This is a genomic window from Kribbella sp. NPDC006257 (assembly GCF_040613535.1).
Classification (GTDB): Bacteria; Actinomycetota; Actinomycetes; order Propionibacteriales; family Kribbellaceae; genus Kribbella.
Window position 1 is genome coordinate 14893 of sequence record NZ_JBEXSJ010000032.1, and the last position, 16169, is coordinate 31061.

Genomic DNA, 16169 nt, shown 5'->3' on the forward strand with positions numbered 1-16169 from the left:
CATGTTGCCCGCGCCGAATCTGGACGACAGGACCTTCCAAGGGCTGGTGGACGAAGCCAAGCGGCTCGTCCAGCGGCGATGCCCCGACTGGAGCGACCACAACGTCTCCGATCCCGGCGTGACGCTGATCGAGGCGTTCGCGCAGATGGTCGACCAGCTGATCTACCGGGTGAACCGGGTTCCCGACTTGAACTATGTCAAATTCTTAGAGCTGATCGGCGTCGAGCTGCGGCCACCGGCGGCGGCCCGGGGTGGGGCGACGTTCTGGCTGTCCGCACCGCAGCCGCAGACCGTGCTGGTCCGGGCCGGGACCGAGGTCGCGACGCCGCGGACGGACATCCACGAACCGATCGTCTTCACCACCACGCAGGACCTGGAGATCATTCCCTGTTCCTTCGCACGCGCGGGTGCGGCGCCGGTCGACGGTACGCCGGCCGATCTCACCACCGCGCTCTCCGGCAAGAACGGATTCCCTTGTTTTTCCGATGAACCAAGCCCTGGTGACGCCCTGCTGATCGGCCTCAGCGAAGCGGTGCCGTCCTGCGCGGTGAACATCCGGCTGAATTGCAGCGTTTCCGGCGTCGGTGTCGATCCGCGCCACCCGCCGTTGGTCTGGGAGGCCTGGACCGGCTCCGGCTGGACCGAATGCGATCTCGACAAGGACGACACCGGCGGCCTGAACAAGGCGGGTGACGTCGTCATCCATGTCCCGCCGCAGCACGAGACCTCGATCATCGCCCGGCAACGGGCCGGCTGGATCCGGTGCCGATTGCTTCCGGTGGACGACGGGCGCCCGACGTACACGGCCTCGCCGCGGATCCTTTCGGCGTCCGCGTTCACCATCGGCGGCACTGTCCCGATGATGCACGCCGAGGTGATCCGGCACGAGCTGCTCGGCCGGTCCGACGGGACTTCCGGACAACGGTTCGCCCTGAAGCGGAATCCGGTGGTGCCCTCCGAGGAGCCGTGCACGGTCGAGGTGACCGACGAGGACGGCGTCGAGACCTGGGAGCCGGTGACGACTTTCGCCGACTCCGGTGAGACCGATCGGCATTTCCGGATCGATGCGTTCTCCGGTGGCGTGCAGTTCGGGCCCGCAGTACGGACGGCCGACGGGCGGCTCCGGTACTACGGTGCCGCGCCGCGCTCGGGCACCAGCGTCGCCATCTCGTCGTACCGGACCGGTGGTGGACGGCGTGGCAATGTCGCGCGCGGGCAGGTCCGGGTGCTGAAGACGAGCGTCCCGTACGTCGCGCGCGTCGAGAACCGGGCGCCGGCGATCGGTGGAGCGGATGCGGAGTCGCTCGACGAGGCGAAGGTGCGCGGGCCGATGCTGCTGAGGTCACGCGGTCGTGCGGTCACGATGGAGGACTTCGAGGAGCTGGCGCGCGAGGTCGCACCGGATGCGGCGCGGGTCCAATGCGTCCCGGCGACCGAGGCTGCCGACGCCGGTGGGATCCGGGTGCTCGTCGTACCGCACGTTTACGGTGACCTCGTCGGGAGGATTCGGCGGAACGATTTGATTCCGCCCGAAGGAACGCTGGAGCGGATCACGCAGACGTTGGATGAGCGGCGGCTGGTGGGGACCCGGTTGCTGGTGGCGCCGGCGGAGTACGTCGGGTTGACGGCTGTTGTCGACGTGAGTGCGCGGTCCCGGTTCGACCCGGAGGAAGTGAAAGAGGGTGTGCTCAAGGCGTTGTACGGCATGCTGCATCCGTTGACCGGTGGGCCGGACGGGACTGGCTGGCCGTTTGGGCGGTCGGTGCAGTCGCATGAAGTACACGCTGCGCTGGCACGGATCCCAGGAGTCGATATGGCGCAGGAGATGAGCGTTGCGCTGTTCCCTGCTGATCCGGAGACAGGGCGGCGCGGGGCGCCGGTGCAGCGGCTGGATCTGCCGGCTACTGCGCTTGTGTTCTCCTACGAGCATCAAGTGCGGGTGCGCTGATGCGTGGGGCATTGGGGGCGCTGCCGAGTCCACATCCGATCGGCGAGATCCTGCCGTCGGCGTACCGGACGGATCAGTTCACTCAGCAGTTGTGTGCGAGCTTTGATGACGTGCTGGCACCAGTGATCAGTGCGCTGGACAACCTCCCGGCGTACCTGGACCTCGGTACTGCGCCCGAGGACATGTTGCCCTGGTTAGCGCACTGGCTAGGACTCGCAGTAGATCGCGGTGACGATCCCGTGCGCCAGCGGGAGTTGCTGCGCTCGACCAGTGAGCTGCATGGGCGACAGGGAACGCGGCTGGGGATCGAGCTGGCGATCAGTGCTGTGCTCGGCGTGCGGACCGAAGTAGTGGAGTCAGGTGGAGCCAGTTGGTCCGTGGATCCCAATGACCCGCTGCCGGGAGAGGCTCTACCGGCTCTCGTCGTACAGGTGTTTCCAGTGGCGGGACAGGAGATCGACGAGGAGCGGTTGAAGGACACTGTGGCGGCACTGAAGCCGGCGCACGTCATCCATCGCGTCCAGGTCGTCCCGGCGGACTGACGGCCAGCTCTGCACAGATCCGGGTGTGCTCGCGGCGGGTCGCTGCCGCAGCGGTCGGATCGCCCTGATCTGCTTGCAGGTCGGCCAGCAGGAGCCAGGAGGAGTCGCGGAGCGGGTCGAGCTCGACAGCACGATGCGCTGCCCGCAGAGCCTGAGCATCCTCGGCCAGACCAGCCACCTGTACTGCGGCGTCGGCCGCGGCGAGCCGGTAGCGGTCCCGCTCGGCCAGCACCCACTCAGCAGCGCCTACCTCGGGCAGCAGCTCGCCGACATAGAGGTCCAGTACGCCGGACCAGTCGGCGAGCGTGCCGGATCGCCTGGCCTTCCGCAGCTGTCGCTCGAACTCCAGCAGATCGATCCACGCGTCGGGAAGCACCAGGCGATAGGCGTCGCCATTGCGTTGCACCGCCTGGTCGCTCAGGCCGATCGCGGTGAGGCACTGCCGGACGTTGGACGCCGCGACCTGGAGACGATGCGTTCCTGCCTCTGGGGGAGCGTCCGGCCAGAGTGCGTCGATCAACCTTTCCCGATGCAAATCCTTGCCGGGGTTAATTGCCAACAGCAACAACAAGGCGCGGGCACGCGGACGAAGTGGCGGCCACTCGACTTCCTGGCCGTTGATTTCCAGCCTGAAACCGCCCAGGGTCTGCAGCCGCGTGGGCAGCTCGACGGTCCGAGTGGTCTCGGCCAGCTGGCGGGCGTGGTCGAGGAGCCGGCGGGGGCCCGGTACAGCTGCTGAGCGGATCAAGCTTTCGGCCTCGGCCAGCTGGGCAGCTGCGTCCGGATGTCGCTGCCTGGCCATCGCCACGGCTGCGAGGGCGAGAGCCCAGGTCTGCAGAGCGCGAGCTTCGAGTGCGGCAGCCTCGGTGGCGGCCCGGCCGAGCCAGTGCGTCGCTGCCTGGTCGTTGTCGGCCTTCAGCTGAGCGGCACCGATGAAGGTTGCCATCAGCAACGAGCCCCACCGGTCGCCGTCGCGGACACAGTCGTCGACCATCGAGGCGCAGCCGTCGGGTCGCCAGTCCTCCGGCCGGGTGGCCAGCAAGACGGCCGCCTGCAGCCCGCGCGCGACCCGGGCCAGCCAGGGAAGTTCGTCCAGCTCGGCCGAGAGCGCGATCTCCTCCAGCGGCACCTCGGCGTGCGACCAGTTCCCGAGCGCCAGGTCCGTCACGACGACGGCGATCGCAGCCCACAGCCGACTCGCCGACTTGAGCGACGAGTCCGCAGCGACCAGTGTCAAGAGCTCCTGGGCCGCATCGAACCGTCCACCCAGCAAGGCGATCGACCCTGCCGCCAGCGGGTCGCTACTGGCCGGCCCGGGCCACCGCGTGAGCGCCTGGCGAATCGCTTGCCCGATACGGCGTACGGATGCTTGGGCCGGCGGTTGCGGCAACCAGACCTCGGCCTGGGCACGTTCGTTTGCACAGCGGGCCTGGAAGTCCGGGTCGTCGAGCAGGGCCTCGGCATCGCGATAGGCAGCCACTGCGGCGCTCACTGAACCCGACCGGAACAAGCGGCGAGCTCTCGCAAGCGCTAGCCAAGGGTCGTCGTCTGGTAAGCCCGAGTGCTCCACCCAGTCGTGACCAACGGCGTTGCCGTCCTGCAGCAGCCGTGCGACCGCAGCCCAGTCGTCAGCGAGTGCATAGGCCCGCATGGCTTCGCGTGGATGACCAGCCTTCTCCAGCAGGTTCGCACTGCGCTCGTGGATCTCTCGCGAGGCAGCAGCGCCCAGCTCATCGATCAGCAAGCCTTCTAGATGTGTCTGCAGCACCTGGTGATATCTGTACGTCGCCCCGTCATCCGTGGATGTCGTGAAGAACTGGAGCGCCTCCAGCTCCTCCAGCACACCAGCGCTACCCGTCTGCTCAAGCAGCTCATCGCACAGCGGTCCAGTAAGCCTGCCAAGCGCACTGGTGATCAGCAGGAAGCGGCGTCGCTGCGGTGCAAGTCCAGCGAGCACGTTGCGAGTCAGGTAGGCCCGGACCAACCGCGACCGGCCACCGAGCTCGGTCGCCGCACGGATCCGTTCGGTACTGGACTTGCCCATCGTCGCCAGGTGGAACAACTGCAACCCAGCAGCCCACCCGCCCGTACGCCGGGTCAGCGCGGCTGCTGCTTCAGGCGACAGCGGTTGCCGGTACACCGACCGGAACAGCTCCTCGACCTCCCACGACCGGAAGCGCAGATCGTCGCTGTCCAGCTCCAGCAGATCCCCGGACACGATCAGTCGTGGCGTGTTCAACCCGAGCGGCCGACGAGAGCCGAGCAGCAACCGCAGATGCCGGGGGCGGAACTCCAGGAACCTCTCCAGCGCGGCCTCGGCCGGGCTCCCCGCCAGCTCGTGTACGTCGTCCACGATCAACTGAACCGGTCCAGGAACCCCTTGCTCAGTTGCAAGAATCAACTCGTCGACAGTCGTCGACGCAGCGAGTGCTGTCGGCAGGACGACAGACAGCGCCTCGGTCACATGCCGGACGAGGGCGTCCTCGGACCGGTCCTCGGGGCGCGCCCGGTACCAAGCGGTTGGCCGGAGTCGAGTCGCGGCGACCTGAGCGAGCAGCGTCGTCTTGCCCGAGCCGGCAGGCGCCAGCAACAGTCCGACGCTGGGACCCGCTTCGTCGAGCAGCGGACGCTCCAAGCGATCGCGCGACAGACCCGACGGCTCGGGCCGTCTGACCTTCTCCCTGAACACCACTGAACCCACGACTTGCCCCCCGGCCTGGTGACAGACACCAATCCTCAGTGTGGAGCAATATCGGGTGTCCCGCCCAGCCCTTCGTGCCCATCGATTCCGTCGACGCCGTGATCCAGCCCTTCGACACCGGCGCCCGCGGTGACTCCTAAATCTCCACCCAGGCCGGTCTTCAGCGGATCCGTGCCGAACTGGACCTCGAGCGAATCGCTGATTCCGTCGTGATCCGAGTCCAGTGCCGCCGGGTTCGTTCCCATTGACAGCTCGCTGTTGTCCGACAGCCCGTCGCCGTCGGAGTCCATGCTGTGCGGGTTGAGACCGGCCTTCGTCTCGTAGCTGTCGGTCAGCCCGTCATGGTCGCTGTCCACGACGCCGTTGCGGATCACCTCGGCGAACTGCCCCTGCCCGCCGACGCCCGCCACGCCGGGGATCTTGCCGGGATCGCTGCCGGCGGAGAGTTCGTACGGATCGGAGATGCCGTCGTGGTCGGTGTCCGCGCTGAGCGGGTCGGTGTGCGACTTGATCGCCTCGAACGCGTCCGGCAGACCGTCCTTGTCGGTGTCGGCCGCATTCGGGTTCGTCCCGGCCAGCTTCTCGAACGCATCGGTGAGGCCGTCGTGATCGGTGTCCGGCGGCGCCACTATCGACGTACCGGTATCGATCTGGTCGTAGTGGTTGGTCGCGACAGTTGGCTGGACAGAGGCGGCGTCGGCAGCTGGGACAGCTGAGGCGTCCAGGCCAGGGATCACACCCGCATAGTTGAACCTGTTGTGCGCGGTGAACTCACCCACGCCGTACTTCGTGCCGCGCGCCTCGATCGTCCGGCCGTCCCCGAGACTGATCGCCACGTGCGCCTTCGACGGCCGGCCGCCACCGGGAGTCGGCTCGTCCGAGAAGTAGAACAGCAGCGCGCCCTTGGTGTGCATGGCCTTGTCGACCGAGATCAGCGCGTCCTTCTGCTTCAGATCCAGGTACTGGTACATCGCGCCGTCCGGGATCTCCACTCCTGCTTGGTGTGCCGCCCATTTGGTCAGCTCCGAGCAGTCGAACTTGTCCGGATCAGGGTCGCTCAGCTTCGCCCGGATGCCGAAGACGTACTTGTCGCCCTCCTGAGCGAGTGCCTCGTTGACGAAGTGCCCGACCTTGGAGTCATGGCCAACGAGCGTCGGCGTACCGGCTGCTTGCATCGTCTGTACGGCGGGTGGCTGTGCGCCGGGAATGACCCCGTCGCCGGCGTCGGCGTGGGTCGGATCGGAGCCGTACTGGATCTCGACCTGGTCCGACAGGCCGTCGTTGTCGCTGTCCCACTTCAGCGGATCGCTGCCCAGCGAGGCCTCCGTGCTGTCCGACAGTCCGTCCAGGTCGCCGTCCGCCAGCTTCGGATTCGAATGGCTGACTGCCACCTCGTACCCATCGGTGAGGCCGTCGTGATCGGTGTCGACCAGCTTCACGCCGGTCCCCGCCGCCTTCTCGAACGCGTCGGTCAGCCCGTCGTGGTCGGTGTCCTGCTGCATGCCGGCGACGGTCTGCCCGGTATCGATCTGGTCGTACGACGCGGCCAGTGGATGCGATGCCCCGTTGGTCTCCAGCGGAGGCGGCAGTTTCGAGCTGTAGCTGTGCACACCACGGTCGTCGCCCTGCACGCCGGTGACTGCCTCCACCTGGTCCAGGTAGGTGCGGTAGTCGGCCGGGGTGCCCTTGTTCGAGTCGTGCGTCGTGGTCCACGGGCGCATGTCGGTGCCGTGGTGGGAGATCGCGTACGCCGCGCGCGCGTTCGCCCGCGGGTCGTTGAGATCGCCGTACTTCGTGGCCCGGCTGCCGTCCGAGGCGACGTTGATCTGCCACAGGCCCATCGAGTGCTCGCCGTGGTCGTTGAGCGCGCCGGTCCGGCCGCCGGACTCGGCCATCGCGATGGCGGTCCACGTCGTCGCCTGGTGCGGGGTGAAACCCGCGGACAGCGCGGCGTCGTAGATCTCCGCGATCGACAACTTCGGCATCCCGCCCCCTCGCAAGATTCTTGAAGGCCAGTTTAAGCCCGTTGCCCTACCATGAGGTCACCGTCGGGTATGACCGAGGTGGGGGCATGGGTTATCGGCTAGGCGTAGATCTGGGGACGACTTTCACTGCCGCGGCGATGCGCAACGGCGGCCCACCGAGCATGCTCGGACTCGGGAACCGTGCCTTGCAGATCCCGTCGGTGCTCTATCTGCAGGAGGACGGCCAGTTCCTGGTCGGCGAGGCGGCCGAGCGGCGTGGCGCCACCGATCCTTCGCGGGTCGTGCGCGAGTTCAAGCGCCGGATCGGTGACCCGATTCCGTTGATGGTCGCCGGTACGCCGTTCTCCGCGCAGGCGTTGTCTGCCCGGTTGCTGTCCTCGGTGGTCGCCACGGCCACCGAGCGACGGGGTGCTCCACCGGACGAGATTGTGCTGACCTATCCGGCGAACTGGGGAGCGTACAAACGCGAACTGGTCGATCAGGTGATCTCGTTGGCAGACATCGGGCCGACTGTCACCTGCCCCGAGCCGCAAGCAGCCGCGATCCAGTACGCCGCGCAGGCGCAACTGCAGGCGGGCGATCGGGTCGCCGTCTACGACCTCGGTGGCGGCACCTTCGACGTGTGTGTGCTGGAGAAGACGTCGAGCGGCTTCGTCATCCTGGGGAACCCGGAAGGCATCGAGCAGCTCGGCGGTGTCGACTTCGACGAGGCCGTCTTCCAGCATGTCGTCGGCGCACTCGGTCCGGCGATGGAGGATCTCGATCTGGACAGTCCCGAGGGGCGTACGGCGCTGACCAGGCTGCGTCGCGACTGCGTCGAGGCGAAGGAGGCGCTGTCGGTCGACGTCGACACGATGATCCCGGTGACGCTGCCCGGCCGGAGTACGTCGGTGCGGTTGACGCGCGCCGAGCTGGAGACCTTGATCGCGCCCGCCCTCGAGCAGACGGTCGAGGCGACCGGACGAGCTCTCCGCGCCGCCGGTACGACGACCGACCAGCTGAAGGCCATCGTCCTGGTCGGCGGCAGCTCCCGCATCCCGCTCGTCAGCCATCTCCTGCAGTCGCGCTTCTCCACCCCAACTGCTCTGGACACCCACCCGAAGCACGACATCGCTTTAGGTGCCGTCCAATTCACCGAAGCTCCCAGCACCACTCAGTTGGCCGCAGTAGGCGACACCAGAACACAAGCCGCGGTAGCCGCGGGAGCTGGGGGAGTCGCGGGAGCCGCGGGAGTCGCGGCCGGGGGAGCTGCCGGTACGCCGGCCGGTCTCCTCCCGAAGCCGGCCAGAAAACCCCTGCCGCCGCAGACCCGCCGCCTGGTCGCCTTCGTCGCAGGAGGCGTGGCGGTGCTCGCGATCGGAGTGTTCGCCGCGATCCAGCTGCTCTCGGGCGACGGTGACTCGGGAAGGGCCGCCGGTTCTGGCACCGGACCGACGGTCCCGGCCAAGTCGGTCTCGCCGTCGCTGACTCCGTCCAACTCAGCCCCGACCGGCCCGACCCTGAAGGCGTTGCCGGCGGCCGCGGTTCCGCTGAGTGCATCCGAGCTCATCATCCCGCTGAAGATCAGCACGGATGAAGACCTCTATGTCGCGGACGCGAACAACCCTGCCGAGAAGACCCGGATCACGACGCTGAAGGGCAACGACTCCGTGCCGTCCATCTCGCCGGATCGCCGGTCGGTGGTCTTCCGGCATTCCGCAGAGGGCCAGAAGGACAGCCTCTGGGTTGTCGGCACGGATGGAAGCCAACCGAGGGCGCTGTTCACGAAGAGACCGGCAGAATGTGCTGACAGCATCGGCCGGCCCGGCTGGAACTCCAAGGCGCCGAGCCAACTCGTCGTACCGTGCAGGGCAGGCAAGACGACCGGGCTGTACCTGGTCGATACCGACGGCCGCCTGCTGCACAAGATCTTCAGCAAGACCGGTGACGGGTTCATCGTCAGTGATCCGGCGGTCTCCACGGACGGCGCCAGAGTCATTTTCGAGTACCACGAGGGCAAACAGAACGCGATGATGCTGGCGACCCTCGACGGAAAGGGGCAGCCCCGCCGGGTGACGAGCGCCAACGACTCCGATCCGGCCTGGTCGCCGGTCAAGCCCGGCCTGCTCGCCTTCCGCCGCGCCGAGACCAACGGCGGGCTCGCGCTCTACACCGCATTCGTTGACGGTGTAGGCGCGCCCTGCGACGGCGGTCAGCCACGACCGTTGGAGGTCGACGGCGTGACCCTTTGCCGGCTGACCGACGGCAGCAAGGGCGACCAGGACCCGACCTGGGCTCCAGAGGGGGACCGGTTCGCCTTCAAGCGCGGCAGGAATCCCTCCACCACCATCCAGGTCATGTCCCTTGACGGCAAACTGCAACCCAAGCCCATCTGGACCACCAACCCAGGCAGCCAAAACGCCCCAGCCTGGACCACCCGCTGACCGCGCCCCGGCCGATCTGAAGGCCACTTTAAGACCGGCTTCCTACGCTGAGCCTCGAGCTGACTGGGGTGGGGCGAATGGGCTATCGGCTGGGCGTGGACCTGGGGACTACTTTCACGGCGGCGGCGATCCGCAACGGCGGTCCACCGAGCATGCTCGGGCTCGGCAACCGCGCCTTGCAGATCCCGTCGGTCCTCTACTTGCAGGAGAACGGCAAGTTCCTGGTCGGCGAAGCGGCCGAGCGCCGGGCCGTCACCGATCCTTCGCGAGCAGTGCGCGAGTTCAAGCGCCGGATCGGCGACCCGATCCCACTGCTGGTCGCCGGTACGCCGTACTCCGCGCAGGTGTTGTCGGCCCGCCTCCTGTCATCGGTGGTCGCGACCGCTACCGAACGCCGCGGCGAACCACCGGACGAGATCGTCCTGACCCACCCGGCGAACTGGGGCGCCTACAAACGCGAACTGGTCGACCAGGTGATCTCCTTGGCCGACGTCGGACCCACCGTCACCTGCCCGGAACCGCAGGCTGCGGCCATCCAGTACGCCGCGCAGGCGCGCCTCGCCGCAGGAGATCGTGTCGTCGTCTACGACCTCGGCGGTGGCACGTTCGACGTGTGTGTGCTGGAGAAGACCTTGAGCGGCTTCGTCCTTCTCGGGAACCCCGAAGGCATCGAGCAGCTCGGCGGCGTCGACTTCGACGAGGCGGTCTTCCAGCACGTGGCCGACGCGCTCGGGCCGGCGCTGGAGCAGCTCGACCTGGACAGCGAAGACGGCAAAGCCACCCTCACCCGGCTCCGCCGTGACTGCGTGGACGCCAAAGAGGCGCTGTCGGCCGACGTCGACGTCGTGATCCCCGTCAACCTCCCCGGCCGCACCAGGTCGGTCCGCCTGACCCGCGCAGAACTCGAGAACCTGATCACAGCACCCGTCGAACAAACCGTCGAAGCAACCGCCCGAGCCCTCCGCACAGCCGGTACGACGACCACCCAGCTAACCGCCATCGTCCTAGTAGGCGGCAGCTCCCGAATCCCCTTGGTCAGCCACCTACTCCAGTCCCGCTTCTCCACCCCCACCGCCCTGAACACCCATCCCAAACACGACGTCGCTCTAGGCGCAGTCCAATTCACCAGCCCGCCACCACAGGCCGCCGCCCCCCGGATCACCAGCACCAGCACCGCTGCCAGCCCGCCTGAAGTGAATGCGCCTGGCCTCGCCGATCCCGCGCCCAGCCCGCCGCCACTCGCTGGTACCAATGCTGGCCCCGGCCGCCTCCCGAAGCCGCCAAGGAAACGTCGGCTCTATCGTCGAATCGCTCAAGTGCTTGCCGGAGTACTGGCGACGGCAACCATCGCCTTTCTGGTCCATCCTTGGGTCTTCACGCCGGCCGTGACGATCTTCCATCTGGTCATCGGTGGACTTCCGGACAAATCATCATCCGATCAGGCCGGTGGTGCGTCGAGCGGCTCCCTGAGCAACCCGGGCCTACCTGCCGCCGGCGTTCCGTTGAGCGACACACAGCTCGTCGTACCGCTCCAGAACAGCGACGGTCAGGCCCTGTACCTGGTCGATACGAGCAACCCCGGCAACACGATGAAGGTCACTCAGCTCGCAGTCGATGCGGTGGGCAAGGACTCCGGCCCGGTGGTGTCGCCGGACCGGAAAGCGATGATCTTCACGCGGTCGATTCCGTCCACCAAGCCGGCGCTGTGGGTGTCGGGTACGGACGGCCGCGGCGCACGGCCCTTGTTCGCGAAGCTGCCCTCGCAATGCGCGGACGGCATCGACCGACCGGCCTGGAATCCGAAGGACCCGACCCAACTCGTGCTGGCCTGTCGCGGCGCCAAGACCATCGGCCTGTATCTGGCCGACACCGACGGCAAGATCCTTCGCACCCTCTTCTCAGCGCCTGAGGGTTCGGCGTCCGTCAGCGATCCCGCGATCTCGCCGGATGCCACCCAGGTTGCTTTCCAAGCGCAGCGCACCCCGGCGAACGGGGTCGGCGGCATCTATACGGTGCCGCTCGACGGCAGCCGAAGGTTGCATCAGCTGACCTCCGGTGCCGATGCGGATCCCACTTGGTCACCGACGAAACCGGGCCGGATCGCCTTCCGGCACACCTTGTCAGCGAAGTCGTGGGCGATCTACCTGACCGACGTCGGCGGCACCAGCCCTCTCTGCCGGGGGAAGATGACCGCCAATCCGCTGGGGGGCATGCTCTGTCATTTCACCGACGGCAGTTCGCTCGACCAGGATCCGGCCTGGTCGCCGGACGGGAGGCAGCTCGCCTTCCGGCGCGGACCGCTCTCCTCGGCGCGGGTCTACACCACGGCCGTCTACGAGGACAAGGAATGGCGGCCCCTCTGGCCTGCCGGCGCCGGGAACCAGCTGGCGCCCGCCTGGTCCACCCGCTGACGTAGGAGCGGGGGCTAGTTTTCGGCCTTGGCTGGTTCGTGGGTGGGGCAGGCGGGGAGGGAGCCGTAGGCCTGTTGGGTCTTGGTGGAGACGCACAGGGCGTTGGCGGCGTCGGCGGAGGGGAAGGGGCCGACGTAGACGATCCAGGTGTTGATGGTTGGTTCGAGGTTGCTGTTCGCCAGGCCGGGGTATTGGCCGTTGGCGAGCAGGGCCTTGGCGGGGACGCCGGCCGCGATCATCTTGGCGGCCAGGGAGCGGGCCAGCTGGTCGGCGGGGATGCCGGCGTCGGTGGGGTAGCTGTCGACGACGGCGATCCATTGGCCGCGGCGGAAGACCGGCGATTGCGAGCCGGTGTCCGGCGGGGTGGCCGACGTGGTGGTCCGGGTGGAGGCGGTGCTCTTCCCGGGGGCGGTCTTCCCGGCGGGCGGCTTGCGGTCCGCCTTGCCGGAGGCGGCCGGGGTCGGGTTCGAACTTGGCTGGACAGCCGGCGTGCTTGCCTGGGGCAGCGAACCGGTCCGGATGCTGTCGTCGGTGGAATCGGAACGGCCGTTGGTGAGGATGAAAGCGAACGCCGCCACCATCGCGGCGCCCGCAACGACAGCAGCACCGATGGCACTGTGCGACCGGTTGGCCTTCTTCCGGCCGGAGCCATGGCTCGTCGGCGCATTTCTCCTGGCGGCCCGGGCCGGTGGCTTCCGGTGATCCAGGTGTGTCACGACAAAGCCCCTCCCCGGGTTCCGTCGGCATTCCGATTTTCCGCTACCTTAGTGCCGATCGCCCCGGAAGTGAGCACTCTTCAGGTGTTGATAATCTCCTTCGAGACAAAGAATTGCAGCCTGGAATCAACCCACCACAACAGGTGCGCAAACAACCGTTTGAATGTCACTTCTGGTAGAGAAACCGGCACTTTCCGCCGTGTATACAGAAGTGGCGATTATTACCGGAAAAGTGAATAGGCCGGTAATTAGATGCCGGACGGAATGCCGTCGGTGGGCGGGGTAGGGCGGGTGTCGAGGGCGTCTTCGAGCCAGGAATCGACGTCGACCTCGGCGTTCAGGATGTGGTTGACGTAGGCGGCGCGTTCGTGGCTGAGGACCTCGAGCTCCCAGACGCAGGGGGCGGCGCCGATCGGGGCGGGGCGGAGGTCCTCGACGTCGAAGCCGGAGAAGATGCTGAGCCGGGACTGGAAGTCCTTCGCCCAGGTCTGGACGACGAGGTAGACGCCGTCGTCGCCGAGGTGCAGGACGACGACGCCCAGGCCGATGCCGCCCATCGCATCGTCGAAGTCGAGTTGCCGGGCGGCCGCCGTACGGGCATGGCCGACCATCTGGTCGTCCCACGCCCGCCCGCGGGCGGTGATCACATAGGGCTTCACCAGGCGCTGCGGGAAGCGCCAGGGAAGCAGAGGAGTGATCGGCCGAGGCCGGTAGGCCTCGGCCAATCCAGTCAGAGCAACAGCAGCAGCACCAGCAAGGGCGGGATCAGGGGAAGCCACCCGCACTACCCAACAGCGTCACGACGCTGGGCGTCCAGTGCGCGGACCAGGTCTGCACGGGCTTCGCCGACGTAGCGGAGGGTGGGGGCGTCGACTGACTCGGCTTCGGTGTCCAGCCAATCGGTGAGGGCTTCCAGGGTGGAGTCCTCGGGGAGGTTGCGCGGCGACAGGTAGACGAGCACGTTCTCGCCCATGGACGAGCCCAGCCGGGTGTAGACGTCCTTGGCGGCTGCCAGGTACTTGCCGATGTACGGCCGGAGCAGCTCCTCCTGACCCGGCTGCTGGAAGCCCAGGATGGTCCGGAACTGCGTCTCGTTCGGAGTGTCGTCCGACTCCACCGCGAGCTGCCACGCCTCGGCCTTCGCCTCGGCGCTCGGCCGGGCCGCACGAGCCTGGGCGGCCCGCTCCTGCCCGGTGATGGTGGTGTCGCGGGTCAGCTCGTCCTCGATGCCGTCCGCGTCGATCCGGCCGAGCCGGGACAGCGCGACGATCAGCGTCCAGCGCAGGTCGTTGTCGACCACCAGTCCGGCCGGCAGGTCCCGGCCGTCCAGCCAGGCGGCCAGCTGGTCGGCGCCGGCGGCGGAGAAGACACCCGCGATGTAGGCGCGCGCGAACGCGAGCTGGTGGTCGCTCCCGGCCTCTGCACCGGCCACCAGTTCCGTCAGCGTCTGCTCGTACTGCGTGCGCAGGTCGGCCCGGTTCTCCGGGGCCGCGTAGCTGTTGATCGCGCTCGTCGCCTGGCCGAGCAGTGAACGGACACCGGTCAGGTCGGTCTCGGCCCGGACGCCGCGCAGCACCATGCCGACGTACTGGCTGGCCGGCATCTCGGCGTCGCGGGTCATGTCCCATGCCGCACCCCAGGCCAGCGCCCGGGCGAGCGAGTCGGGCAGCTGGTCGATCGAGTCGACCAGGGTCGCGCGGGACCGCTCGTCGAGCCGGATCTTGGCGTAGGTCAGGTCGTCGTCGTTGAGCAGCACGAGATCCGGCTGCTGCGCGCCGATCAGTTCGGCGAGCTCGGTCCGCGGGCCGTCGATGTCGACCTCGAAGCGCTCGGTGCGCACCAGGCCGGCGTCCGTCGTGCGGTACAGACCGACGGCGAGCCGGTGCGGGCGCAGTACCGGGAAGGCCGCTGCCGCGGTCTGCTCGATCGCGAACGTCTTGAAGGCACCCGCCTCGTCGACGGTGAAGTCGGCGCGCAGCGTGTTGACCCCGGCGGTCCGCAGCCAGCGCTCGGTCCAGTCGTCCAGGTCGCGCCCGGACGCCTTCTCCAGCGGCTTCAGCAGGTCGGCCAGCTCGGTGTTGCCGAACGCGTGATCGGCGAAGTATTCCTTCAGCGCGGCGATGAACGTGTCCTCACCGACGAAGGCGACCAGCTGCCGCAGCGCCGAAGCGCCCTTGGCGTAGGTGATCCCGTCGAAGTTCACCTCGACCGCGTGGAAGTCGACCATGTCCGCGGCGATCGGGTGCGTGGAGGGCAGCTGGTCCTGCCGGTATGCCCAGTTCTTCCGTGCGTTGCAGAAGGTCGTCCAGGCGCCGTTGTACTTGTCCGTCGCGACCACCTGGGCCCAGTGGCTGGCCCATTCGGCGAACGATTCGTTCAGCCACAGGTCGTCCCACCAGGTCATCGTGACCAGGTCGCCGAACCACATGTGCGCGAGCTCGTGCAGCACGGTGTTCGCGCGGCTCTCCAGCTCCGCGTGCGTCGTACGGCTGCGGAAGATGTATTCGTCCCGCAGGGTGACGCAGCCGGCGTTCTCCATCGCGCCCATGTTGTACTCCGGCACGAACGCCTGGTCGTACTTGTGGAACGGGTACGGCGTACCGAAGGCGCGCTCGAACAGCTCGAAGCCCTGCTTGGTCACCTGGAACAGGTCCTCGGTGTCCAGGTGCTCGGCCAGCGACGGACGGCACAGCAGCGACAGCGGGTAGGAGCCGTTCGGACCCTCGTAGACATCGGTGACCACGTGGTACGGACCGGCGACGACGGCGGTGATGTACGTCGACATCCGCTCGGTCGGCGCGAACTCCCAGCGGGCCAGCTCCTCGCCGTTCTCACCCTTGTACGGCGTGGGCTCGGGCGTCGGCGAGTTGGAGATGACGACCCAGCGGGCCGGCGCGGAGACGGTGAAGGTGAACGGGGCCTTCAGGTCCGGCTGCTCGAAGGTGGTGAACACCCGGCGCGCGTCCGGCACCTCGAACTGGGTGTAGAGGTAGGTCTCCTTGTCGGCCGGGTCGACCGAACGGTGCAGCCCTTCACCGGTGCGGGAGTAGGTGCAGTCGGCGACCACCCGCAGCTCGTTGCGCTCGGCGAGGCCGTCCAGCTGGATCCGGGCGCCGTCGTACACGCTGTCCGGGTCGAGACTCTTGCCGTTCAGGGTCACCTCGCGCACCGACGCCGCGATCAGGTCGGCGAAGGTGCTGGCGCCGGGTTCGGCGGCGAAGGTGAGAACGGTGGTCGACGCGAACGTCGGGGCGCCGGCGGCGGCGGTGGTCAGGTCGAGCTCGATCGCGTAGCTCACGTCACTGATCAGGCCGGCGCGGGTCCGCGCTTCATTGCGCGTCAGGTTGGTTCCAGGCATGTCGGCATCCTATGCACCTGCCCAGTGGCTTCGCCGAGGGTTTCCCCGCGACTTGCGGAACCGCAACTTCATCGTTTCCAACGAT

9 protein-coding genes are annotated in these 16169 nt (G+C 67.8%); 4 read left to right on the forward strand and 5 right to left on the reverse strand.

All coding sequences use genetic code 11. From position 1 onward, the window contains the following. Nucleotide 1: 1 nt before the first annotated feature. Together ABZ004_RS30585 and ABZ004_RS30590 are read left to right on the forward strand one after the other, a co-directional pair. Entirely contained in the window at nucleotides 2-1948 is a 1947-nt protein-coding gene (locus tag ABZ004_RS30585; RefSeq protein ID WP_355684547.1) for a putative baseplate assembly protein, read from the forward strand. Further along, nucleotides 1948-2490 carry a phage tail protein gene (locus ABZ004_RS30590; protein ID WP_355684548.1) on the forward strand — a complete coding sequence of 181 codons (543 nt, stop codon included), beginning with the start codon at nucleotides 1948-1950 and terminating at the stop codon, nucleotides 2488-2490. Before ABZ004_RS30585 ends, ABZ004_RS30590 begins: the two co-directional genes overlap by 1 nt. On the opposite strand, the gene ABZ004_RS30595 is transcribed toward ABZ004_RS30590, so the two are convergent. Further along, on the reverse strand, nucleotides 2456-5179 hold the full coding sequence (locus ABZ004_RS30595) for a winged helix-turn-helix domain-containing protein (RefSeq protein WP_355684549.1): 2724 nt from the start codon (nucleotides 5177-5179) through the stop codon (nucleotides 2456-2458). The two genes, ABZ004_RS30590 and ABZ004_RS30595, sit on opposite strands and share 35 nt — an antisense overlap. Nucleotides 5180-5226: 47 nt before the next feature. Continuing rightward, entirely contained in the window at nucleotides 5227-7176 is a 1950-nt protein-coding gene (locus tag ABZ004_RS30600; RefSeq protein ID WP_355684550.1) for an NlpC/P60 family protein, read from the reverse strand. An 86-nt stretch (nucleotides 7177-7262) separates the two neighbouring features. On the opposite strand from ABZ004_RS30600, the gene ABZ004_RS30605 reads away from it, so the two are divergent. Both ABZ004_RS30605 and ABZ004_RS30610 read left to right on the forward strand, forming a co-directional pair. Next, nucleotides 7263-9599, forward strand: a complete 2337-nt coding sequence (locus tag ABZ004_RS30605; RefSeq protein ID WP_355684551.1) for an Hsp70 family protein — start codon at nucleotides 7263-7265, stop codon at nucleotides 9597-9599. Nucleotides 9600-9676: 77 nt separating this feature from the next. Then, entirely contained in the window at nucleotides 9677-12010 is a 2334-nt protein-coding gene (locus tag ABZ004_RS30610) for an Hsp70 family protein (protein WP_355684552.1), read from the forward strand. 14 nt (nucleotides 12011-12024) lie between these two features. Here the strand turns inward: ABZ004_RS30610 and ABZ004_RS30615 are convergent, their stop codons facing one another. The 3 genes from ABZ004_RS30615 to pepN form a co-directional block, all read right to left on the reverse strand. Next, nucleotides 12025-12726: a hypothetical protein gene (locus ABZ004_RS30615; protein WP_355684553.1), complete on the reverse strand. Its 702-nt coding sequence runs from the start codon at nucleotides 12724-12726 to the stop codon at nucleotides 12025-12027. A 248-nt stretch (nucleotides 12727-12974) separates the two neighbouring features. After that, nucleotides 12975-13505: a hypothetical protein gene (locus tag ABZ004_RS30620; RefSeq protein ID WP_355684554.1), complete on the reverse strand. Its 531-nt coding sequence runs from the start codon at nucleotides 13503-13505 to the stop codon at nucleotides 12975-12977. A gap of 5 nt (nucleotides 13506-13510) precedes the next feature. After that, on the reverse strand, nucleotides 13511-16084 hold the full coding sequence (gene pepN, locus ABZ004_RS30625; RefSeq protein ID WP_355684555.1) for an aminopeptidase N: 2574 nt from the start codon (nucleotides 16082-16084) through the stop codon (nucleotides 13511-13513). Nucleotides 16085-16169 lie beyond the last annotated feature (85 nt).